Below are 24,096 nucleotides of genomic sequence, written 5' to 3'. Positions count from 1 at the left end.
GAGTGACTAACGATGAGTCCAATCACTATGCATCAATAAACGCGTTTAGCGTTGAGCTTGGGCGCATTAGTGTTGAAACCAATGCATCGTCAAGTAGGTAGTAACCACCTAAGTCGCCAGCCACACCTTGAGCGTTGTTCAGCTCTGCAACGATCGCTTCTTCACTTTCAGCCAGTTGACTTGCCACACCTGCAAACTCAGCAGCAAGATCAGCGTCAGCCGTTTGCTCAGCAAGCGCCTTAGCCCAGTATGCCGCTAGATAGTAGTGGCTACCACGGTTATCAAGCTCACCGACTCGACGTGAAGGAGACTTGTTGTTATCAAGGAACTCACCCGTCGCTTTATCAAGCGCATCAGCTAGAACTTGTGCTTTAGCGTTACCTGTTACTACGCTCAGGTGCTCTAGAGATGCCGCTAGTGCCAAGAATTCACCTAGAGAATCCCAACGCAGGTGGTTTTCTTTCTCTACTTGTTGAACATGTTTAGGAGCAGAGCCGCCAGCACCTGTTTCAAACAGACCACCACCGTTCATTAGTGGAACAATCGATAGCATCTTAGCTGATGTACCAAGCTCTAAAATCGGGAACAAGTCAGTTAGGTAATCACGTAATACGTTACCAGTAACCGAAATAGTATCTAGGCCTTCTTTGATACGAACCAGTGAGTATTGAGTCGCTTCAAGTGGAGCAAGGATCTTAATTTCAAGACCATCGGTATCGTATTCAGGAAGGTATGCTTCAACTTTCTTGATAAGCTGAGCATCATGTGCGCGTGACGCATCTAGCCAAAATACCGCTGGAACACCCGATGCACGAGCACGCGTTACCGCAAGCTTAACCCAGTCTTGGATTGGTGCATCTTTAACCTGACACATACGGAAGATATCGCCTTCCTCTACGTCTTGCTCAAGAAGCACAGCGCCTGAAGCGTCAACAACTTGAACCTGACCAGCAGCTTCAAGGATGAAAGTCTTATCATGAGAACCGTACTCTTCCGCTTTTTGAGCCATCAAGCCAACGTTTGGTACGCTACCCATCGTTGTTGGATCGAACGCGCCGTTCTCTTTACAGAAATCAATAACCGCTTGGTAAATGCTCGCGTAGCTACGATCTGGGATCATTGCTTTGGTATCTTTTTGCTTACCTTCTGGATCCCACATTTGACCAGAAGAACGCAGCATTGCAGGCATAGATGCATCCACAATGATATCGCTTGGTACGTGTAGGTTAGTAATGCCACGGTCCGAATCAACCATCGCTAGTGGTGGCTGAGTCTCGTATACCGCTTGCAGGTCAGCTTCGATTGCTTCTTTCTGCTCTTGAGGAAGCGCAGCAATTTTTGCGTATACATCACCGATGCCGTTGTTAACATCAACACCTAGCTCTTCAAACAGCTGACCGTGTTTAGCGAATACGTCTTTGTAGTAAACCTTAACCGCGTGACCAAAAATCACTGGGTCAGATACTTTCATCATCGTCGCTTTCATGTGAAGAGAAAGCAATACACCTTGCTCTTTAGCCGATGCGATTTCTTTTTCGAAGAACGCAACCAAAGCGGCCTTATTCATCACTGACGCATCAATGATCTCTTTATCTTGCAGTGCAAAAGCCGGCTTCAATGTTTTCTTCGCACCATCTTTGCCAACGAATTCAATGCTAACTTCTGTAGCACCTTCAATGGTTACTGACTTTTCGCTACCGAAGAAGTCTTTGTCGTCCATACTTGAAACGTGCGACTTAGAATCTGCAGACCAAGCACCCATTGAGTGTGGGTTCTTCTTCGCGTAGTTTTTAACAGAAAGTGGAGCGCGGCGATCCGAGTTACCTTCACGCAATACTGGATTTACTGCACTGCCTTTGATTTTGTCGTAAGTCGCTTTTACTGCTTTCTCTTCGTCAGTGTTTGCTTCTTCTGGGTAATTAGGAAGTGCGTAACCTTTTGACTGTAGCTCTTTGATTGTTGCTTGAAGCTGAGGTACAGATGCAGAGATGTTTGGAAGCTTGATAATGTTTGCTTCTGGTGTCTTAGCCAATTCACCTAGTTCTGCTAATGCATCACCAATACGTTGCTCTTCGTTCAAATAGTCAGGGAAGTTGGCAATAATACGCCCTGCAAGTGAAATGTCGCGAGTATCAACGTTAATACCAGAAGAAGCTGTAAAAGATTGAATGATAGGCAGCAGAGAGTATGTTGCTAGCGCCGGAGCTTCGTCTGTAATGGTATAGATGATCGTTGGTTTTTCAGTAGGCATGAAATTTCCCTATAGTTCTTACAAGCTCATTTAAAGTAGTGAGCGTGTTATAAATTGACCAGTAAGCCACTCTAAGAGTGAAAACTGCTTACTCGATAGTCGTACTCTATCTTATTTTTCATACAATCTTGATGACAGCATGAACCAAATCCGTGAGTGCGTTGTTATAATAAAACACGAAGGTATAATTAAACAAATCAGGCTTAAGAGTCCATCAACTTGTTCTATTTTGTGTCTTTTAGGCGCGCAAATGATAGCTCAATTCCGTTTAAGTGAAAACTTTTCAGCACACTTCGTTTACATTTTTGCAAGGTAGTTAACATGTCTACTCGCTCACGCAGCGCATCTCGTTCAGACAAACCGGCTCGTTCTGGTGCAACATTAAAACAAAGCGGTAATAGACAAAGCCGAAGCAGTGATAAGAATAACACTGGCAATTCGCACAACAAATCTCACTCAAGCAAGCACCGATATAAAGGCAAGCCTACCAATGCAAAACATAAGGTTGCGCTCGAAGATCGCAAAGTAATTCTGTTCAACAAGCCTTTCGATACTCTAAGCCAATTTACAGATGGCGAAGGGAGAAAAACGCTAGCGGACTTTATTCCAGTGAAAGACGTTTATGCTGCAGGTCGCCTTGACCGCGACAGCGAAGGGTTAATGGTCTTGACCAACGATGGTATTTTTCAAGCTAAGCTAACTCAACCAAACTCAAAATCCCCAAAGACTTACTGGGTACAGGTTGAAGGCGCACCTTCTGAGGAAGATTTAGATAAATTGAGAAAAGGTGTCGAACTAAAAGACGGCATGACACTGCCCGCTCAGGTTGAGGTGATGTCTGAACCTGTTGTGTGGGATAGAAATCCTCCAGTACGCTTCAGAGCCGCGATACCGACAACATGGTTGGCTATTACAATCATTGAAGGACGTAACCGTCAGGTAAGACGAATGACAGCCAATATCGGCTTCCCTACCCTGCGTCTTATCCGTTACTCAATGGGTAATATGAATGTGGGGCAGCTGCAGCCTGGTGAGTGGAAAGAGATTTAACTCATAGCAATATATTAAAGCGAGATTTACGTCTCGCTTTTTTGTACGTGAAGATTGATTACTTTTGGTCAATTAACCATTTTTGGAATGCTTTACGCTCTTCTTCATTTGCTCTTGAATACCATAGCTTAAGTTGAAGCGTATTTTCAGACTCTTGCACAGTACTGTCGCCAGCTACCGTTGCTCCAACTACTGCACCAGTTTGTACCGCCGCTAGCTCTTCTTTCAACGAACGAATCTTGCCTGAATCAAAAACTAAGCCTCTTTCTTGGTTGTAGTCTTTAACCAACTGAGGGATATCGCTGTAAGGCAGTGCACCTTGAGATGGAGGCAAAACTTCTTGCACGACTTCTGCATCATCACCGTTTACAGAGATACTGAATATAGGAAGTTCTCTGTCTACATTTTTTTCGATTTTAGCGTACTTTCTACTTAGAAGATCAATATCAACATCAGCATTTTCGGGAACATTAACTACCATAATGTAAGGAACTGTACTGATAAACTCGCGTTTGCCTTTATCGCTCAAATACCCTGTGTAATCTAAAACGAGCTGGTTTTCTCCAGAGGTCAATACCGCGTCTTCCACATTATCAATCACCTCACCGTTCAAAGTATTTAGAGTGATACCAGAAGCCAGCTCTAGAGAAGCTGTTGCATATGGTGCAGAGAGCAGACAGATAAAACTTAAATACCACTTGTTCATGTACGATTCCTTAATCAATAAATGTAAAAAAGCCAGCTTAACGCTGGCTTTTATATAGCATAGTTAACTACAAATTAGAAAGTGTAGTAAACACCAGCAATAACGCCATCAGCATCTAGAGTTTGTGATGCGTATTCGAAATCAGCAGTTTGGTATTCAGCTAGGAATAGGATGTTGTCACGGAATGCGTAATCAACACCAACAACTAGGTTAGTAGAGTCGATATCAGAGATCTTAGAAGTACCCGCTGCTGTAGCGATTTCGTCAGTTGTTGCTACAGAGTATGTAGTGTATAGACGAACAGCATCGATTTGGTAAGCAGCAGCGATACCCATAGTTTCGCCATTACCGAAGTTGCCAGCGCCAGCAACGTCAGCTAGATCCCAGTAACCGTAACCTTGGTTGCCTTCAAACTGTGCGTAAGTAAGCGCTAAGTAAAAACCACCAAATTCAGCAGAAGCAGAAACACCAGCAAGAGAGTAATCTACGTCTTTAGCAGCGTCACCAGTGATGTAAGAAGCACCGATAGAGAAGTTGCTGAATGCGTAATCTGCAGAGATACCGTAAGTGTTGTCAACGTCTTCAGTAGAATCAGTGTTAACGTCAGCTACGATTGTGAAACCTTCAACGAATTGACCTTTGAATACAGCGCCGTGGCCAGAAGACTCGCGGTGGTGACCACCAGTAGAGCCCATGTAGTTACCTTCGTTTGTGATATCATCTTTCTGGATAGCGTCAGCAGATTCTGCTAGGTCGCCAGTTTCACCGAAAGCCATACCCCAAGTGTCAGTTTTAAAACCAGCTAGAACGTCATCGAACTTAGCGTTGCTGCCGTCAGTTTCGATTTCGAAAGATGCGAATGCTGTGAACTGATCGTTAAGCTTCTGCTCAGCGTCAAGTTGGATTTTAGCCCAAGTAGAAACGTCAGCTTCGTTCTTAGTTGTTTCAGTTAGGTTTTTGTCTACTTCAGATTGAGATAGGTAGATATCTACCTCGCCTTTTAGGCCAACTTTAGTATCGTCGTTAGAGTAAATTTCTGCTGCGTTTACAGAAGTTGCTGTAGCTGCGATAGCTAGCGCTAATAGAGTCTTTTTCATAATAAATCCACTGCCTTTTCTAAGAATGGGAGATCCTTGCCCGGTTCCCTTTTATTTTTATGACTGGTCATTACCACTCTTTGTTGGTTAATCACCGTCACTAAATTTCGAGGTCTAGATTGCAAAAGATTATCCTGCGTGTCAAATAAACTAAAAACAAACCTAAAAAAAACACAAAGCAATCAAAATCAACTACTTACATTTTTTTTCATAGTTTTACGAGCAGCTTATCCTTAGTTTTATCAGGAAATATAATAATCCAAAAAAAGAACAAAACAGCATTTAACACCACAAACAACTTGTAAAAACGCCACATCTCAGGATTTAACACCTACAAGCAAGTCTTTTTTAATATTTATATTTCGCAACATAAATAAAATAGTTAAGTTCCTGATGGTTCAGTTTTTTTTTGTGAACAAGATCTACCTTTGATTCAAAAGCAAGCTATTTCACCGTAAATGTACCGACTAGTGATATGTGCTACTATCCTCGCTCCGTTACGTAGGTCACAGTATGCTAACTACTAAAATTCAAAAATCTATTCGCACCAGTTATCAAAACCTCCAAGATCAGTTGGACAACTTTGTACCTAGACGTGCTCAAAATTACCTTGTTGCAGAAATAGCGAAGACACTTTGTGGTCAATACCACAAAAGTAATCGCATGATTGTTGCAGAAGCTGGGACAGGGATCGGGAAATCACTGGCTTATTTAATGGCAACTATTCCTGTCGCTGTGCTCAATAACCGAAAAATAGTCATATCAACGGCGACGGTTGCGCTACAAGAACAGCTCGTCAATAAAGATCTCCCTCTATATAGAAGACTGACTGATCGAGAGTTTTCTTTCATATTAGCGAAGGGCAGACAGCGTTATTGTTGTTCCGAAAAGCTAGCCGCTGCCTGCGGGGTTGATGGCGGACAAATGGCCATGTTCGAATCTAAGCCAAAGAAGAAGGATATCGACCAACTTCAAACCATGTATCGTAGCCTAACCCAAGGTAAATGGGATGGTGACCGTGATTCGTGGCCAAAACCCATCGACAACATGATTTGGCAGATGATTGTTAGTGATAAGCACAGCTGTAATAACAGTATGCCAACTCACAGAGATTGCCCTTTCCAGAAAGCGCGTTCAGAGCTAGATAAAGCAGATGTGATTATCGCTAATCACAGTTTGGTGATGGCCGACGCTGACCTAGGTGGCGGAGTTATTCTTCCAGAGCCAGAAAACAGCATCTATATATTCGACGAGGCACACCATTTACCTCATGTCGCTCGAGATCACTCCTCTGCAGCTGCCAGCTTAAAAGGCGCAGCATCGTGGTTGGAGCGTTTGAATCAATCAATCACTAAGCTTTCAGGCCTCGCTGACGAGAAACGTGTCCATCGATTTCGAAATGAGCTGCAAGACTCAGTGCAACAGCTGATCCCTACCCTGACTCAAATGAGTAAACAGTTTGACGCTAACCACTTTGAAGACGGCTTGTATCGCTTCGAACATGGCGACTTACCTGAGTGGCTTGAGAATGAATCAAAAGACCTCAAGCAACTCACACAAAAGGCGAGCCAAGCAGTTGCGAAGATTGCAGACCTGATTGCGGAACGAGTTAAAGACGGCGAGCTTTCAGCAAAACTTGCAGAGCCGGCACTGGCAGAAATTGGCTTCTATATACAAAGAACAGAGAACCTTGCTCAAGTTTGGCGCTTAATGGCTGAATCGAAGAGAGAAAAAGGCGCTCCTTTAGCTCGTTGGCTCGAACTGAATAAAGAAAGCGAAGGTGATTTCGTTGTGAATGTTTCACCACTCGAGGTGGGTTGGCAACTGGATCAACAAATCTGGAGCCGTTGTGTTGGTGCGGTATTAGTATCTGCGACCATGAGAGCGCTCAACTCTTTTAGCTTTTTCTGTCATCAAGCAGGTATCAGCCAGAAAGCAGAAGATGGCGTACAGTTTTTGGCTTTGGCATCACCGTTTGATTACCAGAATCAAGCTGAGCTGATCGTTCCGGCAATGAAGTACGAACCACAAGCACCTCAGTTTACCGAATATCTTATTGAAATTTTGCCTAAGGTAATAGAAGACAAAAAAGCCAATCTCGTTCTATTCTCTTCTTACTGGCAAATGAACAAAGTTGCAGAGGCTTTAACAACAGATTTCGTTAAAAAGTCGTGGGCATTGCAGGTTCAAGGCGATACTTCACGAACTGAAATTCTAAAAAAACATAAAAAGCTAATAGACCAAGGTAAAACCAGCGTTCTTTTTGGAACTGGCAGCTTTTCTGAAGGTCTTGATCTACCAGGTGAGCTTCTTGAAAACCTCGTTATTACCAAGATTCCTTTTGGTGTTCCTACCTCTCCCGTAGAGCAAGCACATTCAGAATATATTGAATCACGCGGTGGTAACCCTTTTATGCAGATTACTGTTCCAGATGCGAGTAAAAAGCTTATTCAATCTGTGGGTAGACTACTGCGTAAGGAAAGAGATTCTGGTAAAGTCACGATCCTTGATAGACGCATAGTAACGAAGCGATACGGAAAGTCCCTACTCGATTCACTACCGCCTTTTAAAAGAACAATAAAATACTAATATCCCCTGCCCTTGAGGTAGTTATGGGCCTTCATCGCTAGGCCCTTGCATTCACAACCCAACATGACTAATCCATAGATTTTTCATGTGGCTGCCCTATCAGCCGATAACGAGAACACTAGCTATTTATGGAAATGATTGAGCCAACCATGTTGGTCATACTTGCTCTGGTTGCATTTGCAGCAGGCTTTATTGATGCTGTCGCAGGTGGCGGAGGGATGTTAACCGTTCCAGCTTTGCTATCGCTTGGTTTACCGCCACACATCGCATTGGGTACTAACAAGCTTGCAGCGACTTTCGCTTCATCTACAGCTGCATTCACTTACTACCGTAAAAAGCTGTTCAAGCCTGAGTGTTGGGTCAATGCATTCATATCTACTTTAATAGGTGCGACAATCGGCACACTCACTGTTGATGCCATTAGCACCGAGTGGTTAGAGAAGGTATTGCCGTTAGTCATTCTTGCCGCAGCGGTCTATACCATTTTTCATAAGACTCCAGATGTGAGCCATAATGTGTCTCCTAAGCCATGCCCTGTGCTTAAGAGAAAACAAAAGTACCAAGGATTCATTCTTGGCTTTTATGATGGGGTTGCTGGCCCAGGAACTGGCGCGTTTTGGACGGTAAGCTCTATGGCGCTTTATCGCTTAAACATCTTACTTGCCTCTGGTCTATCCAAAGCCATGAACTTTACCAGTAACTTTACCTCTTTGGTGACCTTCGCGATTCTTGGTCATATTGATTGGGTTCTAGGTTTAACCATGGGCCTTTGTTTGATGGCCGGTGCATTTGTTGGCGCTCACTCTGCTATTCGGTTCGGTGCTACATTTATAAGACCTGTGTTTGTTACAGTTGTAAGCGTACTTGCAATTAAACTGGCATACGAAGCTTGGTTTGTGAACTTATAGGCAGTAGCCAACGGGAAGTGAAATGAATCAATTTTCAAAGCTAAAAAGTGTTATTGATACCTTGATTGGCCATTGCTCGCAGGTTGACAAATCTCGAGGGGCTTATCATCAAGCCTTGTTTGACCGAGCCTTATTTAAATGCGGCGCCTCTGTTTTGCTTCCCTATGCACTTGAAACTCAGGCAACGTACCGCACCATTGTACGTGAACAAACCTCAAATCAACTGACCGCGTCCAGAGCCAACTACCTGACAGAAAAGCTGACCAATCAGATTGCAGCAATCCAAAGAGAGTTAGCCAACCACGATTTACGCTTGGACCGAAAAAGCAAGTCAGGGAAAACCCTGAACGACCTATACAACGAACTCGCCCAGCACCAAGACTGGCAAAAGCGATTGGTCGATTTAGTACGAGTACGAAAGTTAGCGTTTGATTCTGCGCCTCGCCACAGTAAGAAAAAAGCGGAAGAGGCTTGGCAGTTAGCAAAAGAGCGATTAGAACGCTGTGAAGACTCAATGAAAAATATTGAGAGACTGATTAACTTAGAGAACCCTAAGCGAAATGAACACTGATAACACACCATCACCACTGGATAACGCACCAGAAGAAGTTAAATTAGCTGTCGACCTGATCTATCTGCTCGAAAGCAACGAAATCGATCCAAAAGTCGCGTTAGAAGCAATCAAAATTGTCCAGCAAGATTTACAAGCCAAACTAGCATCTAGCATCTAGCATCTAGCATCTAGCATCTAGCATAAAAATATACAGGATTCACATGTACCAACTTAGCTTTTCTATGCCCGAGTTTCTTGAAAACTACTGGCATAAAAAACCAACCATCTTAAAGGGTGGCTTCCAAAACTTCGTCGACCCAATTTCGCCGGAAGAACTTGCTGGTTTATCGATGGAAGAAGAAGTGGATTCTCGCTTTGTCTCTAACCTCGACAATCAGTGGACTGCAGAACACGGTCCATTCTCTGAAGAAAAATTTGGCGAGTTAACCGAAACTCATTGGCAGCTGATCGTTCAAGCAGCGAACCACTGGCACCAAGGCGCAAATCAACTGACTGAGGCGTTCCAAGCGTTACCAAACTGGTTATTCGACGATCTCATGATCTGCTACTCAGCACCTGAAGGCGGCGTAGGCCCACATATTGATCAATACGATGTCTTCATCATTCAAGGTCAAGGCAAACGTCAATGGAAGGTTGGCGCTAAAGATGTTGGCCAATATAAAGAGACTGTCCAAGCTTCTGCACTTCGTCAAATTGAAGGTTTTGACCCAATCATCGATGAAACTTTAGAGCCGGGCGATATCCTTTATATCCCACCAGGTTTCCCACATGAAGGGAACACGTTAGAGCCGTCAATGAGCTACTCTATTGGCTACCGCTCGCCTAAAGAACAAGAACTGATCAGCAACTTTGCCGATTTTGTACTTGCACATGATATGGGTGACGTTCATCTTCACGATCCAGAATTCAAAACGCAAGATGGCTACGGAAAAATTCGTTCATCGGATTTAAGCAATCTCACAGACATGTTGAAATCTGCACTAGAGCAACCTGAAACCATCAGTGAATTCATGGGTTGTCTGCTAAGCCAATCACGCCACCAGCTTGATATCGTTGCTCCAGAGCCACTATGGACTCAAGAAGAGATCGCTCAACACTTAGAGTCTGAAGGTGAGATTCACCGAGTATCAGGCTTAAAGGCGCTCTACCACGAAAATGAAAGCAACACTGCTTACATCAATGGCGAAGTGGTTAAGGTGGATGAAGCGGATTCTTCGTTACTCAACATACTTTGCGATGAGACCATGATTACCTCGGCTACTGCCCTATCTCCTTCGGGCATAACTGTCGTGACTGAATTGGTCAACAAAGGCTACTGGTTTATCGAAGAGTAAGCAGCGTCAACCGCTGGTTATTGCCTAGCCTCTAAATAAACAATTAAAAAAGGGACAAATGAAATCTTCATTTGTCCCTTTTTCTATTCAAGAACTGGTTAAGGCTTAATGCTTATACCTTGAACTGATTGACCAACTTCTGTTGTTGTTGAGACAGTTGGTCAATTTCATTGCCGACTTGCTCAGAAGCCGCGGCTTGCTCCAAGATCTTCGCACTCAAATCGCGAATATTAACCACGCTTTGATTTACTTCACCGGAAACCGATTGTTGCTCTTCGGCTGCTCGAACGATCTGACTGTTCATATCACTGATCGCCTCAATAGAAGTAAAGATCGACCCCAGATCTTCAACTGCTTTCTGAACGTGTAGTGCTGTATCGTTAGCTAGGATATTGCCTTCTTGTATTGCTTCAACGACATCTTGAGTTCCAGCATGAACCTTGTCGATCACCGCTCTGATCTCACCAACCGATGACTGGGTGCGACTTGCGAGGTTTCTTACCTCATCCGCAACAACAGCAAAACCTCGACCTTGTTCGCCAGCACGAGCCGCTTCAATCGCCGCGTTCAATGCCAGTAAGTTAGTTTGCTCAGAGATCCCTTCAATCACACTTAAGATCTCGGTGATGTTTCCGTTATTTTTTGCCAATTCTTCAACAATAGGAACAGCACTCGACATACGCTCCACCAGCTTTCTCATTTCACCTGCTGAAAGTTCGATGACTTGTTGCCCTTGTTGAGCAGAACGATTCGCTTCGCACGCTGCATCAACGGCCACTTCTGCATTTTGTACCACTAAGCCCGCAGTTTGAGTCATCTCTTCGGCCGCTGTCGCGACTAGATCCACTTCTTTAAATTGAGACTCGCTGCTTTCACGAGTACTTGATGCTGATGCTTTCGCTTGGCTGGTAGTATTTGCCACTTGTTCTGTGGTGTGAATGACTTCTTTGATTGTGTGTTGCAGCTTATCTAGGAACAGGTTAAATCCTTTTGACAACTGACCGATTTCATCTTGAGACTTCACTTCCAAGCGCTGCGTCAAATCACCTTCACCTGAAGCGATGTCATTCAACCTTTCCACAACCTGACGAATCGGCTTCACAATAGACAACGAGGCAAACGCGATAATGGCTAAGCCAAAGATAATAAACACTGTACCGGCGATCACTTCTGTTTTGATGCCTTCACTTAGCTTAGTGCTAATGATGGAATCCAATTTATTTGCGTCAGCGACGACACTGTCTCTTGGGATCTCAAACAACACCCCCCAAGTTTGGTTAGCTGCAACAACAGGTGCAAAGGCAAGTAACCACTCACCGTTCTCGCTCCATTGCGTTGTCACTTCACCACCAAAGATAAAGTCGGTCATTAAATCACTGTTTGTATTGCCACTTTGGAAAGTTGAACCGACTGCAATGCTTGAATCATCAGAAGCGATGACCGAACCATCTAGACTAACCACGTAAGCTTTACCCGCACCGTTAAACAAGCTCTGGTCAGATTGAGTAATCACACTGGTTAAACCATCAAGTCTTAGATCAATACCAAGAAAACCAATAGCAACGTCGTCAACCAAAATAGGGACTGAAATAGAGGACGTAAGTAGTGCTACACCACCGCTGTTCACGACTCTCGGCGTACTAATACACGTTTGCCCTGAAGACAAAGGACAGTAAAAACGTTCGCTATTGCTGTCATCATTCAAGATAGATTCTGAAAGAACGTTCGCTAGAACATTTTCACCGTTATCTGCCACCTTCCAGTAAGGAGCAAAACGACCTTTTTCGTTAGAACCAACATAATCAGCATCGACATAATTCGCATCTTCACTATCGAGCAAGTCAGGCTTGAAAACTAGATACGCTCCTTGAATAGAGTCGAAGTTTAAAACCGAGCGACGAACCATTTCATCCAAGGCGGTACGAAGCTCTTCACTTGGTGTAAAGTTTTCGTCTGCATTGTTTTTTAGAAACTGAGCACTGGCCGCAAGCATTTCTGCGCGGTAAATAGCTTCGTCTACATAACGTTGAGTTTCTTGAGCATTAAGCTGAGAAACAGACGCCAGCAGCTGCTGAGTTTTATTGATAACTGATTCTGAACTTTGAGATTTGATGACTTGTTGATTGCTCGTTGCGTTGTAGATCGAGAAACCAATAAGAGACAGTGACGTAATGATTAAACAACAACCTGCTAAGAGGGTTATTTTCCACTGTACCGATAGAGAGCGCATTTAATATCCTTATTTAAGCCAAAAGACTTCCATAACCATAACTATCACATCGACAACGAATTGCTGTACAAAATGTAAACAAGTTAGACGAATAGCTTAGCGGATAATTACAGCACAAATTGCTTACATATAAAACGAAAGTTTATACAAATGTTAATAGAGCGTGTTTTCTTCCTTTTTTCTGTGATTTAAAATGATGTACTCATATAATCATTGGCTGTGTTGCTTAGGTTTTAGCGCTTTGGACATAGCCAGAACATCGATATTTAAAGGAAGCCCACTCCACCCTCTCCCTCTTTAAAATGCAGCAATTTCGGATTAGTTTTTATAATCCAAGTTATAGATTTTTATCTTGCTCAACTTCACACTTTTCGATTGCTAAGCCCGCAATCAAGCTCTAATATCTCGCGCCTAGATTCCCTGAACACTTTATTCATTTGGCTCTCCTTTAATGGAGCGCTAAGGCTTTTTACGTCTTAATTTTTGGAGAGATACGCAAATGTCCGCCTCGTTTCCATTAGCGAAACTTACCTTTTTAATCGCTATTCTGACTGCCGTAGGTCAAATGACTCAAACGATGTACGTGCCTTCTATCGGTCATATGGCAGGTGAGTTCTTAGTTTCGGCATCTTCACTGCAGGCAGTGATGGCGTGTTACTTGATCCCTTATGGTCTGTCGCAATTTGTTTACGGCCCACTTTCAGATCGCCTAGGTCGTAAACCGATCATCGTGATTGGTTTGATCATCTACATCATCGGTACTTTGGTAGCATTGTTCGCTCACGAATATGAATGGTTCTTAGCGGGCAGCTTTATCCAAGGTTTGGGCATCGGTTGTGGTGGTGCGATGTCTCGTACATTGACTCGCGACTGTTTTGAAGGCGCAGAGCTGCACCGTGCAAACAGCTTGATTAGCATGTGTGTGATTTTCTCACCATTGATGGCTCCTGTACTGGGTGGTTACCTAACAGAAGTTTTCGGCTGGCGTTCTAGCTACTTATTCCTTGCGCTGTTTGGTATTGCTGTTGTGATCACTATGATGACGAGCATGATGGAAACACTGCCGAAAGAACGACGCAAGCATGAATCGGTTGCCAACAGCTACAAGTTCGTTCTGTCTGATAAACGTTTCCAAGGTTTCTTATTGGTATTAGTCGCAACCTTTGCTGGTGTAGCCGTATTTGAAGCAGCGGCAGGTGTGTTGCTTGGTGGCGTACTTGGCTTACCGGCAACCACAGTAAGCTTGCTGTTTGTTTTGCCTATTCCAGGTTACTTAGTCGGTGCAGGCTTATCTAGTTACATCGCACAACGTCGCTCTGAGCGCCGTGCATTGAATGTTGGTCTGGTTGCGATATTGGTAGGCTCAACAGTGGTATTGATACCGGGTCTGTTTGGTCAAACAACAGCATTAACTTTGATTGGCGGTGCCACAATTTACTTCTTGGGCGCTGGCATATTATTCCCAGCAGCAACAACAGGGGCACTTTCGCCATTCCCGTACCACGCTGGTACTGGAGGTGCGATTTTAGGTGGTATGCAAAACCTAGGTGCTGGCATCGCAACACTATTGGCATCGTTCTTCCCAGCTCAAGACCAACTGCCACTCGGTTGCTTGATGATTGCAATGTCATTCATCGCTATGCTTGGTTTACGTTGGGTTAATCGTAAACCTGACCACTCAAATGAAATGCCATTGGCTATTTAACGTAAAGCTCGAATCCTGCCCAAACAAAGGAAAGGGACGTACTGAAAAGTGTGTCCCTTTTTGTTGCACATTTATTCCTTCCACTCTCACGTATCAGTAATTTCATTTAACATTACTTTGATTTTTTGAAAACAATAACAGACACTTACGATGAAGGTGCATATCCAGAATCCAATTATAAATAATATCACTGGAAGATACCCAACCAACAAAGGATGCTGGCATCAAAAAGAGTAAGGTGCACACTAGGGATATATAGATGCGTATCGCTTTAACCACATTAGTCGTATCAATAGCGCTTGTCGCCGGATGCAGCAATCAAGGAATATCAACCATGAACCACTACTCTCAATCACAGCTCGTCGCTCAGCAAACCCAAGCACCCGTTGCTAAGAAAGTCCCTCACGCAATGACGATTCATGGTGAAACCCGAATCGATGATTACTATTGGATGCGCGATGATGCACGCCAAGATCCAGAGATATTGCAACAACTTGAGCAAGAGAATCAGTACGCAGATACGGTGTTGAAACATACAGAAGCAGCACAAAAACAATTATTTGAAGAGATTAAAGGCCGAATCGCGAAAGACGACAATTCGGTACCGGTTCGCAAAGGCAGTTACTACTACTCGAATAAGGTCACAGGCGATAACGAATACCCAGTTCACCTGCGTGAAAAAAACTTTTTAGGCACAGACAAGCAAGTCATCTTAGATGTAAACGAGCTAGCAAAAGAGCATGAATTCTTCAGTATTGGTGGCTTAACGATCAGCCCAGACGAAAACTTGTTGGCCTATGGCGAAGATACGCTAAGCCGCCGCATTTACACCATCAAGATCAAAGACCTCACAACAGGTGAATACCTAAAAGATGAAATTGAAGGCGCTTCAAGTGCTATCGCGTGGCAGAACGACAACCAAGCCTTCTACTACATCAAAAAAGATCCACAAACATTGCTGGGTTATCAAGTTTACCGCCACGTTTTAGGCAGCGCTCAAGCAAGCGATCAGTTAATCTACGAAGAGACCGATAGTGCTTACTACACCTCTTTGAGTAAAAGCAAAGATGGTGAACAGGTCTACATTTGGCATTCGAGCACAGAAACCAGCGGTGTCTCAGTCATCGATGCCAACAACCCAAAGGCTACAGCTGAGGCTTTCTACCCAAAAGAGACCGGCATAGAGTACAGCATCGCTAAGCTAGGTGATTGGTATTACATCTACACCAACTACCAAGCGGTCAACTTCCGTTTAATGAAAGTCACAACCGAAGAGATGCATGATCGCTCAAAATGGGTCGATGTCATCCCAGCAGACGATAATACTCAGCTTGTAGATTTCGAGTTGTTTGATGACCATCTTGTCTACGAGCAACGCGCGGATGGCTTGTCTACAGTGAAAGTTCGCCAACTCTCAACAGGCCACGAGTTTCCACTTGAATTTAACGACACCGCATTTGCCGCTTACCTAACGAGTAACTATGCATTAGATAACGCAAAAGTTCGTATCTATTACAGCAGCTTAACCACGCCAGGTACTTACTATGATTTCGACCTAAGTACAGGTGAATCCGAGCTCATGAAGCAAACACCCGTATTAGGTGATTTCGAAGCGGATAACTACCAATCAGAGCGAATCATGATTACGGCTCGCGATGGTAAGCAAGTTCCTGTCTCTTTGGTTTATCGTAAAGACTTATTTAAGAAAGACGGCACTAACCCAATCTACCAATACGGCTATGGGTCTTACGGCTCTACGATTGAACCTACCTTCAGCTCAACTCGCCTAAGCCTACTGGATAGAGGTTTTGTTTATGCCATCGCACATGTCCGCGGTTCAGAAATGCTGGGTCGCCCTTGGTATGAAGATGGCAAAAAACTGACCAAACAAAACACGTTCAACGACTTTATTGATGTAACCAAAGAGCTTGTTGAAGAAGGCTACGGCGCGAAAGATAAAGTGTTCGCCGTTGGGGGGTCTGCTGGCGGTCTATTGATGGGAGCAATCATCAACCAAGCACCAGAACTGTACCGTGGTATTGGTGCACATGTTCCGTTTGTAGACATTGTGACAACCATGCTCGATGAATCGATCCCTCTAACCACCAATGAGTATGACGAATGGGGTAACCCGAACGATAAAGCCTACTACGATTACATGCTGGGGTACTCACCGTACGACAACATTAAGGTACAAAACTACCCGAACATGTTGGTAACGACAGGCCTGCATGACTCACAGGTGCAGTACTTTGAGCCAATGAAATGGGTTGCGAAGCTGCGTGAAATGAAAACAGACAACAACGTATTGCTGTTCAAAACCGATATGGAAGCCGGTCACGGTGGCGCTTCTGGCCGATTTAAACGATTAAAAGAAGACGCACTTGAATACGCGTTCTTTTTGGATTTACTTAAGACTCAATAGATTCTACGTAACTGTAAGTATTCACATCATTTAATGTCGCCATTTTGTCTCTACAAAGTGGCGACAGAAATTATTAAGCATGGTTAAATACGATGAACCATGAAATCCACCAAATCAAAAACCTTTAAAAACAAGCAGTGACAAAGGTTTACGAGAGGTATAAAAACAAATGAAAGTAATTAGCTTCAACATCAACGGTCTTAGAGCCCGCCTTCACCAACTGCAAGCTATTATCGACAAACACCAACCCGACGTGATTGGTCTGCAAGAGATAAAAGTGCACGATGAAGCCTTCCCAATTGCTGATGTTGAAGCAATGGGCTATAAGGTTTACTTCCACGGTCAAAAAGCCCACTACGGTGTGGCAATGTTGTGTAAGCAAGAGCCTATTTCTGTGCAGAAGGGTTTCCCAACAGATAATGAAGACCATCAAAAACGCATGATCATGGCGACGTTTGAAGATGAAGATGGTGAAAAGGTTACCGTGCTAAATGGCTACTTCCCTCAAGGGGATAACATCAAGCATGAAACAAAATACCCGTACAAACGCCAGTTCTATAAAGACTTAATGACTTACTTAAACGATTATCACAACAAAGATGAGCAAGTGATTGTGATGGGCGACATTAATATCAGCCCTATCGACGCAGACATCGGCATTGGTGAACCTAATGCGAAACGTTGGTTAAAAACAGGTAAATGCTCTTTCCAACCAGAAGAGCGAGAATGGTTGAAAACATTGATGGACTGGGGCTTTGTAGACAGCTTCCGCTTGCTGCACCCTGAAGTGAATGATCAATACTCGTGGTTTGATTACCGCTCAAAAGGCTTCGTAGACAACCGCGGCCTGCGTATTGATGTAGTCCTAGCGACTCAAAAGCTTGCCGATAAGTGTACTGAAGCTGGCATCGATTACGAGCTACGCGGCATTGAAAAACCGTCAGATCACGCTCCGATTTGGTCGACGTTTAAATAAAATCCAAATTAAATTTCAAATCAAAAATGCACAAGCTTTTGTTTAGCTTGTGCATTTTTTTTACTTAGCTCAAATCCACTCAAAAAGCTTGAGATAGTTCACATTCTCGCCACTGCCCATCTATACTATTTGGACAACCAATGGAGAGAGTTTTGTATGGACGCAAAGCCTTGGGCCGGTATAAATCCAATTAATCTGCGTAGTTTACTTCCGATGATGGTGGTCAGCGGAGCGATCAGCGTATTGATGTTAGTCGTTCCCTTATTCAGCCTTCAAGTGTTTGATCGAGTCCTCTCAAGTCAAAGTTTAGATACGCTTCTATTCTTGGCTTTCATTGCTGTGTTCCTACTTACAGCCCAAGCGTTCCTTGACGCGTCTAGAGCCAAGTATGCACAAAAGAAAGCGATCAAATTTGAATTTATCGCGTCTCAGCAGCTATTTGAACAAACCTCCTTCTCATCGAAATCAAAAGAAAAACATCTGTTCAACGATATAAGTGAGGTAAAGAGCCTACTCTCTTCTCCAGCCTACTTTGTCATGTTTGATCTGCCATTCACTCCCCTTTTTCTTATTATTATGTTTGCGATTCATCCATATATAGGATTAGTCGGTGTGGGTGCCGTTGTTTTTATTCTCATGACAACATTGCTTTCTCATTGGGTTAAATCTAAGCACTTTAAAACCACTTACTTAAGCCAGCTCGCAACACAAAGAAAAAACGACGAGTGCTTTCAAAAACACGCCACGATCTTTAGCCAACATCAACAACAAGGTTTAAGTCAGACCTACCAAGAAATATTGGCGGAGAAGAGCTGGTCTCGAAGCCATTTAGATCAAGCCACCTGTTCACTGAGTGCATTTTCTCGTTACATACGTATGGTCCTTCAACTCATCATCATGGCTGTCGGAGCAAGTCTAGTCATTCAAAATGCCATGTCTGCTGGTGGAATGATTGCGGGTTCAATCCTAATGGCGAGAGCACTCCAGCCAATTGAGATGCTCTCTAGTGGTATTCAAGCATGGAAAACTGGTTTGGATGCAAACAAACGCTTAGCTAAGGAATTTGCTTCTCATACTAAACATACCGAGCGAACCGAGTTGGAAACAATTAAAGGTGATCTGGTCATCGACAACGTCACATGGTTCGCGTCTGAAAAACTTAACAAGCCGACTCTTAATGGTTTGAAGCTAAGACTGGAATCAGGAAATCGAGTCGCATTGATAGGCCCTAGCGGGTCAGGTAAGTCTTCCATCTGCAAAATGATCACTAACGGCATATCGCCCTCAAAAGGTGGCATTTCTATCGATGGACTCAATGTTGAGTTGTGGAATCTGAATCAGTTCAAACACACCGTCGGTTATGTTCCTCAGCACATCGACTTTTTACATGGCACTGTCAAACAAAATATCGCCCGATTTGATTCCAACGTTACGGATAGCCAAATCGTCAGATCCGCTATTCAAGCCGGTGTGCATGATGCTGTTGTCGCATTACCGAATGGATATGAAACGATTATCGGTTCTTTTGGTCATCAGTTATCTGGTGGACAAGCCCAGAAACTTGCCATCGCAAGAGCATTGGTTTTCTCACCTAAGCTACTCGTGCTTGATGAGCCTGATTCCCATCTCGACAAAGAAGGCGAAGAGTTTCTTGTTTCGCTATTACAATTGGCGAAAGAGAAATCCATTTCTGTCGTGATGGTAACGCATAACCCAAGCTTACTCAGACATGTCGATTGGGTTGTTGAATTGAAAAACGGCCAGATAACGCAAGCAGGCGAAGCGAGTAAAGTTGTCCGGTCGCTCTTCAATGTCGCTTCCTCGGAGGTGTCGAATGGCTAGTATTCATCATGACGATAAAGGTATTCACTTCGACGATGGTAGAAAACTGATCTTTTCTACATTCAAAATACAGGTGTTCATCTGGTTAGTTCTTGTGACTACTCTTGGTGGCTTTGCTGCTTGGGCATACCTAGCCCCGCTTTCTTCTGCTGCCATTGCGCCAGGCGTGATTATCGTAGAATCAAAGCGAAAACCCATTCAGCACTTAGAAGGCGGGATTGTAGAAATCGTCCATGTTTCTGACGGCGACCATGTTCAAAAAGACGAACTGCTCATCACGTTAAGTCACACACAAGCTCAAGCATCGCTTCTAAGGCTAAGAGCTCAGTGGCAAAGTGATTTAGCGCGGCTGAACCGCTTACAATCAGAGTTAGCGAGTCATCAAGAAATTCAATTTGATATGAGATTACTCTCCCTTATGAGTGACCCAAACGTATCAAGCTTACTTGATACGCAGAGTAAACTTTTCAGCAAAAGACAATCGTTAAAATCCGGTGAATCCGATGTGTTACAGCAAAAAGTCGAGCAATCAAAACTTGATCTGCAAGGCTTCCAACAACGATTCTTAGCCGGAAATCGAAGCCTGAAGTATTTAGAAGAACAGGTACAAATGCACCAAGATTTGCTTGTTTCCGGTAACACATCCAAATCTCGCTTATTGGATTTACAGCGAGAACGCTCTCAATTACAAGGTAACGTTGCTGACCTCAAAGCTAGAATCGGACACGCCAAGCGCACCATCGCCGAAGCGAAATTAGAGCTGATCAACGCGGATTATACTTACGCCAAAACGCTCGGCGAAGAGATACAAGATTTAGAACGAAAGCTGAATGAAACCAGAGAAGCTATGGTCAATGCTCAAGATATTCTTACCCGGGTTGAAATAAGAGCACCTCAAAGTGGTGTGGTGGTTGGACTTAATGTGGTCTCCGAAAATGCCATTGTTCCACCCGGTGAAACCTTAATGGAATTGGTTCCGCAAAATGACGAGTTGATTGTAGAAGCGTTAGTCAAGCCAGAAGACATTGAAGCCTTACGAATTGGGTTGGATACCCAAGTAAGACTGACTGCATACAGTTTCCGTAAAACACCACCGATTCGTGGAAAATTAGTCCATATTTCGGCTGACCGCATTAGCGATCAAGCTACAGGATCTTCTGCTTACTTAGCGAGAGTATCGTTAGATAAGTCTGAGCTAGAAGCATTAGAAAACATCTCATTGTATCCGGGCATGCCCGCAGAAGTGATGATATTACTTGAGCAACAAACACCGCTCGAGTATCTACTCAACCCACTCTCTGTGAGCGCCTATAAGGCAATGAGAGAAATTTAACCAAGCGCACAAAGAAGATAAAGCCAAACTCATCGTGAGGTGAGGACGGAAAGCTCCAGATCTCAGGGATGAAGCCGAGATGGCTGGGCTGCCTCTATGTATCGAATGATATGTGAGGAAAAAACGATGGCAGAAGTAACCAATACAGCAGCAGGACTGAAAAGTAATGGTAGCAATGATACCAATACACTAGTAGATGGTCCTAACCTCCCCACCCCAGAATCTAGAGATGTCAACAATGACCTTTCTAACCTCAGCGGCGATAACCTCGAAGTACGAGCCGGTAAAGGCGACGACATTGTGCATGCCGGCAGCGGCGATGACTTTATCGCTGCTGGACGTGGATCGGACACAATTAAAGCAGGTGCCGGAAACGATGTGGTTGAAGCTTGGAATCATTCGCTCAATGCTGGTGATGAAGCCGGCGTTAACCGCGATTTAAGCGCGGCACGCGATAAAGATTTAGAAGCGCTAGGAGAAGAGTGTGTTGACGACATTGTGGTTGCAGGTGCCGGTGATGATTATGTTGAAGGCGGTGCGAACAATGACATTATTTATGGTGACAGAGGCGCTGGTGCAGAATTTGGCGAAAACCTAATCAGCGATGGTGATTTTGAAGCTTTTGACCTTGGCAATACATGGGGAACAGCGCCAAGCGCCGGTGCATGGAACGCAGAGGTTGGCAGTATCGAGATTCAAGAACAACTGCATGGCGGTGTCCCAGCTGATGGTTACGGGACTGATATCGCCAGTGGTCACTTCCTAGAATTAGACTCGCATGGCGCGAATTCAAATTCAACCGTCTCCCAAACATTTACGGTCGATGACGACGGTATATATCAACTCGATTTTTCCTACGCTTTCCGTAATAAAGGAGGCGATAGCACCACCGCTCCTTTCACAGTCCAAATAATGGCGGGCACCGACGTTGTATTCGAGAAGTCTTTCCAAGACATTGACGGCGTCGATGATGATTGGGATCTGTTTAGCGAAGATGTCGATCTCTCTTCAGGAAATTACTCACTCAATTTTATTGCCGACGGCGCAGAAGACACCTTTGGGGCTCTGATTGATAATGTGTCATTGAAGCAGGTACTGCATAACGATGTGCTCATTGGTGATAACGGGCCAGACGCTGCAAATGAAGGCGCCGCTGGGAACGACTTGATTCGAGGCGGTAAAGGGAATGACGTAATTATCGGCGATAACTTTGAAGCGCTGTCGTTTAACGAAGGAACCGGCGAGTTTGAATTAGCGGAGCCAACGACATCCGTCGACCTATCAGCAAATTCAACCGCCTACAACGCTGATGGTTCTGTCGGCACCGTTGATACAGGTAATGCAAGCTCTGGCGGTACAGGTTATGGGGTAGATGGCGCAGCAGAGGCTGGCGTGCTTGCTCAAATTGGCTTCAGCTACGACGGCGTTACCGGTGAAGGTGCATCAGAGATGTTTTCCGTCAGCTTAGACGAACATACAATGATTGCTAAAGTCGGCATTTCCAACCTCTACTTAAATGAAGGCGACAATGGCGTAGATGAGGCAGGCCATTGGGCAGCATATCGGGAAGGTATTCTGGTCGCTGAGGGCGATTTCATTGCGAGCGATTTAGCGGATGGCAATAACAACAGCGGTTATCTAAACATCGGTCCTGATGACACTGGCTTTAAAGCCTTTGATGAACTTCAGTTTACTGCCGTTGGTCCTGCATTTGACAAAAACGGAGACGCTAATGCCGATTCAAGTGACTACTACGTCACTTCTGTTACCACCGATGGCCTAACGGGTGACGGAACCGATATATTGCGCGGTGGTCGTGGGGACGATGTCATTCTTGGTGGTGACAACGCCAAAGGTGGCATACCTGAACTCGATCCTGAGACGGGTTACTACGATGTAAGTAGCTTCAGAGGGACTATTGACGTCACTATGGAAGGCACCGAAGCGGGCTTCGAAAATTCGTTTGGTTACTTCACAAAAGACAGTGAAGGCAATGTAAACGCTGAAGTCATTTGGGGGAATGTGAAAGATCACCTTCCAAACTCTGAAGCTGGCAACAGCTTTAGTCTCGATTTGGGGCACTGTGATGATTGCGTTGATACGCTCGGGTTCTTCATTATCCCAGATGGCGGGAATGACGGTTTCGTCTCAGGCGAAAGTATCGCAATTGACTTAAACACTCAACAAGCGACCAGCTCTAACAATAGTGACCACCCCTTCTTGCTGGGCGTACAAGATTTAGTCGGTAGTAACGGCAACCTTACCTTAGATGTTAGCGGCATTAACAACTTCAATCCGGGTACAGAACTCGGAAATCAGTTCTGGAATGACAACCCTGGCGGTGATGGTGACTTCGATGATGTGGTAACCACCGTTGAAATCGACGACCAACCAGAGCAATTGTTTGGTGGTAAAGGCGATGATTGGCTTGATGGCGGAGACGGAATCGACCATATCAAAGGCGGTAAAGGCGATGACATCATCATTGGTGGTGGTGGTGCAGACGAAATCCGTGCTGGTAAAGGCAACGATACAGTAGCCTTTGATGCAGAGGATACTCTAATTCATGGTGGTAAAGGGTTCGATGTACTGGTCGCCAATGACCCTGGTGGTGTCGATATCGACATGTCGAAGGGGTCAAACATCAATGGGTTTGAAGCAGTCATAGGGGGAGACTCAGCTAATGACAAACTGACTATTTCTCTAGGTAAAACCTTCAATCAAAACCATGACCTTGATGGTAATAGAGCAAAGAACGACGACCAAGTTGCTGAATTCTTTGCTTTAGGAATTGAAGATATCGACGCAAGTCATCTTCAAGGATTCCAATACCAAACCGCAACATCAGTGACGCTAGACCAAGATATGCAAGATAAACTTGGACTCGATGGAACTGAAACGATTACCGCTTATAGCTTCACCAAAGGAGGCAAAGAAGTCATCATCTACACTGATGCATCCTTTGATGGTGATTTCATTGGCGTTAATGAAGTTTAATTGCTTTTTGAACTAGTAAATCAGAAACAAAGTTAAAGGACTTATTGCTTGTGTAATAAGTCCTTTTTGCTTCAAAGAG

16 protein-coding genes and 1 riboswitch are annotated in these 24,096 nt (G+C 44.3%); of the genes, 12 read left to right on the top strand and 4 right to left on the bottom strand.

What is annotated here, in order from left to right; genetic code table 11:
- Positions 1-25: 25 nt before the first annotated feature.
- Complete coding sequence (locus AB6E52_RS04825) at positions 26-2,251, bottom strand: NADP-dependent isocitrate dehydrogenase (RefSeq protein ID WP_050648555.1); 2,226 nt, start codon at positions 2,249-2,251, stop codon at positions 26-28.
- 321 nt (positions 2,252-2,572) lie between these two features.
- Between AB6E52_RS04825 and AB6E52_RS04820 the strand changes: the two genes are divergently transcribed.
- Entirely contained in the window at positions 2,573-3,301 is a 729-nt protein-coding gene (locus AB6E52_RS04820; RefSeq protein WP_102319676.1) for a pseudouridine synthase, read from the top strand.
- A gap of 58 nt (positions 3,302-3,359) precedes the next feature.
- Here AB6E52_RS04820 and AB6E52_RS04815 read toward each other — a convergent pair whose 3' ends face one another.
- Positions 3,360-4,007 (bottom strand): DUF2057 family protein, encoded by a 648-nt coding sequence (locus tag AB6E52_RS04815; protein ID WP_102319677.1) that lies wholly within the window; start codon positions 4,005-4,007, stop codon positions 3,360-3,362.
- 74 nt (positions 4,008-4,081) lie between these two features.
- Positions 4,082-5,104, bottom strand: coding sequence for a porin (locus AB6E52_RS04810; protein WP_102319678.1), 1,023 nt, complete (start codon positions 5,102-5,104; stop codon positions 4,082-4,084).
- A 513-nt stretch (positions 5,105-5,617) separates the two neighbouring features.
- Here AB6E52_RS04810 and dinG point away from each other — a divergent pair.
- The 5 genes from dinG to AB6E52_RS04785 all read left to right on the top strand — a co-directional run bounded on the left by dinG (position 5,618) and on the right by AB6E52_RS04785 (position 10,509).
- Complete coding sequence (dinG, locus tag AB6E52_RS04805) at positions 5,618-7,693, top strand: ATP-dependent DNA helicase DinG (RefSeq protein WP_102319679.1); 2,076 nt, start codon at positions 5,618-5,620, stop codon at positions 7,691-7,693.
- Positions 7,694-7,821: 128 nt separating this feature from the next.
- Positions 7,822-8,601, top strand: coding sequence for a TSUP family transporter (locus AB6E52_RS04800; RefSeq protein ID WP_017062114.1), 780 nt, complete (start codon positions 7,822-7,824; stop codon positions 8,599-8,601).
- A 22-nt stretch (positions 8,602-8,623) separates the two neighbouring features.
- Positions 8,624-9,172 carry a primosomal replication protein gene (locus AB6E52_RS04795; RefSeq protein ID WP_017070024.1) on the top strand — a complete coding sequence of 183 codons (549 nt, stop codon included), beginning with the start codon at positions 8,624-8,626 and terminating at the stop codon, positions 9,170-9,172.
- A complete protein-coding gene (rsmS, locus tag AB6E52_RS04790; protein ID WP_017055021.1) occupies positions 9,162-9,332 on the top strand; it encodes a pleiotropic regulatory protein RsmS in 171 nt (56 codons plus the stop codon). The genes AB6E52_RS04795 and rsmS overlap by 11 nt, the downstream gene beginning before the upstream one ends.
- 43 nt (positions 9,333-9,375) lie before the next feature.
- A complete protein-coding gene (locus AB6E52_RS04785; RefSeq protein ID WP_102319680.1) occupies positions 9,376-10,509 on the top strand; it encodes a cupin domain-containing protein in 1,134 nt (377 codons plus the stop codon).
- A gap of 112 nt (positions 10,510-10,621) precedes the next feature.
- Here the strand turns inward: AB6E52_RS04785 and AB6E52_RS04780 are convergent, their stop codons facing one another.
- A complete protein-coding gene (locus tag AB6E52_RS04780) occupies positions 10,622-12,739 on the bottom strand; it encodes a methyl-accepting chemotaxis protein (protein ID WP_017070026.1) in 2,118 nt (705 codons plus the stop codon).
- Between the two features lie 499 nt (positions 12,740-13,238).
- Here AB6E52_RS04780 and emrD point away from each other — a divergent pair, with 499 nt between their 5' ends.
- From emrD to AB6E52_RS04750, 6 genes are all read left to right on the top strand, one after another.
- The gene (emrD, locus tag AB6E52_RS04775) at positions 13,239-14,444 is read left to right on the top strand and encodes a multidrug efflux MFS transporter EmrD (RefSeq protein ID WP_017065927.1); all 1,206 of its coding nucleotides are present in this window, start codon (positions 13,239-13,241) and stop codon (positions 14,442-14,444) included.
- Positions 14,445-14,778: 334 nt separating this feature from the next.
- Positions 14,779-16,869: a S9 family peptidase gene (locus tag AB6E52_RS04770; RefSeq protein ID WP_198594296.1), complete on the top strand. Its 2,091-nt coding sequence runs from the start codon at positions 14,779-14,781 to the stop codon at positions 16,867-16,869.
- 169 nt (positions 16,870-17,038) lie between these two features.
- Positions 17,039-17,845, top strand: coding sequence for an exodeoxyribonuclease III (gene xthA / locus AB6E52_RS04765; protein WP_017070028.1), 807 nt, complete (start codon positions 17,039-17,041; stop codon positions 17,843-17,845).
- A gap of 156 nt (positions 17,846-18,001) precedes the next feature.
- Complete coding sequence (locus AB6E52_RS04760; RefSeq protein WP_017062120.1) at positions 18,002-19,687, top strand: type I secretion system permease/ATPase; 1,686 nt, start codon at positions 18,002-18,004, stop codon at positions 19,685-19,687.
- Positions 19,680-21,020, top strand: a complete 1,341-nt coding sequence (locus AB6E52_RS04755; protein WP_017070029.1) for an HlyD family type I secretion periplasmic adaptor subunit — start codon at positions 19,680-19,682, stop codon at positions 21,018-21,020. Before AB6E52_RS04760 ends, AB6E52_RS04755 begins: the two co-directional genes overlap by 8 nt.
- A gap of 12 nt (positions 21,021-21,032) precedes the next feature.
- Positions 21,033-21,116: riboswitch (cyclic di-GMP riboswitch) on the top strand.
- Between the two features lie 30 nt (positions 21,117-21,146).
- Complete coding sequence (locus AB6E52_RS04750; protein ID WP_102319682.1) at positions 21,147-24,017, top strand: hypothetical protein; 2,871 nt, start codon at positions 21,147-21,149, stop codon at positions 24,015-24,017.
- The last annotated feature ends 79 nt before the right edge of the window (positions 24,018-24,096 follow it).

Source organism: Vibrio sp. 10N.247.311.13 (assembly GCF_041467595.1).
In the GTDB taxonomy this organism is placed as follows: Bacteria; Pseudomonadota; Gammaproteobacteria; order Enterobacterales; family Vibrionaceae; genus Vibrio; species Vibrio crassostreae_C.
Note: the sequence above shows the minus strand (reverse complement) of the source record. Positions and strands in the feature narration are given on the sequence as shown.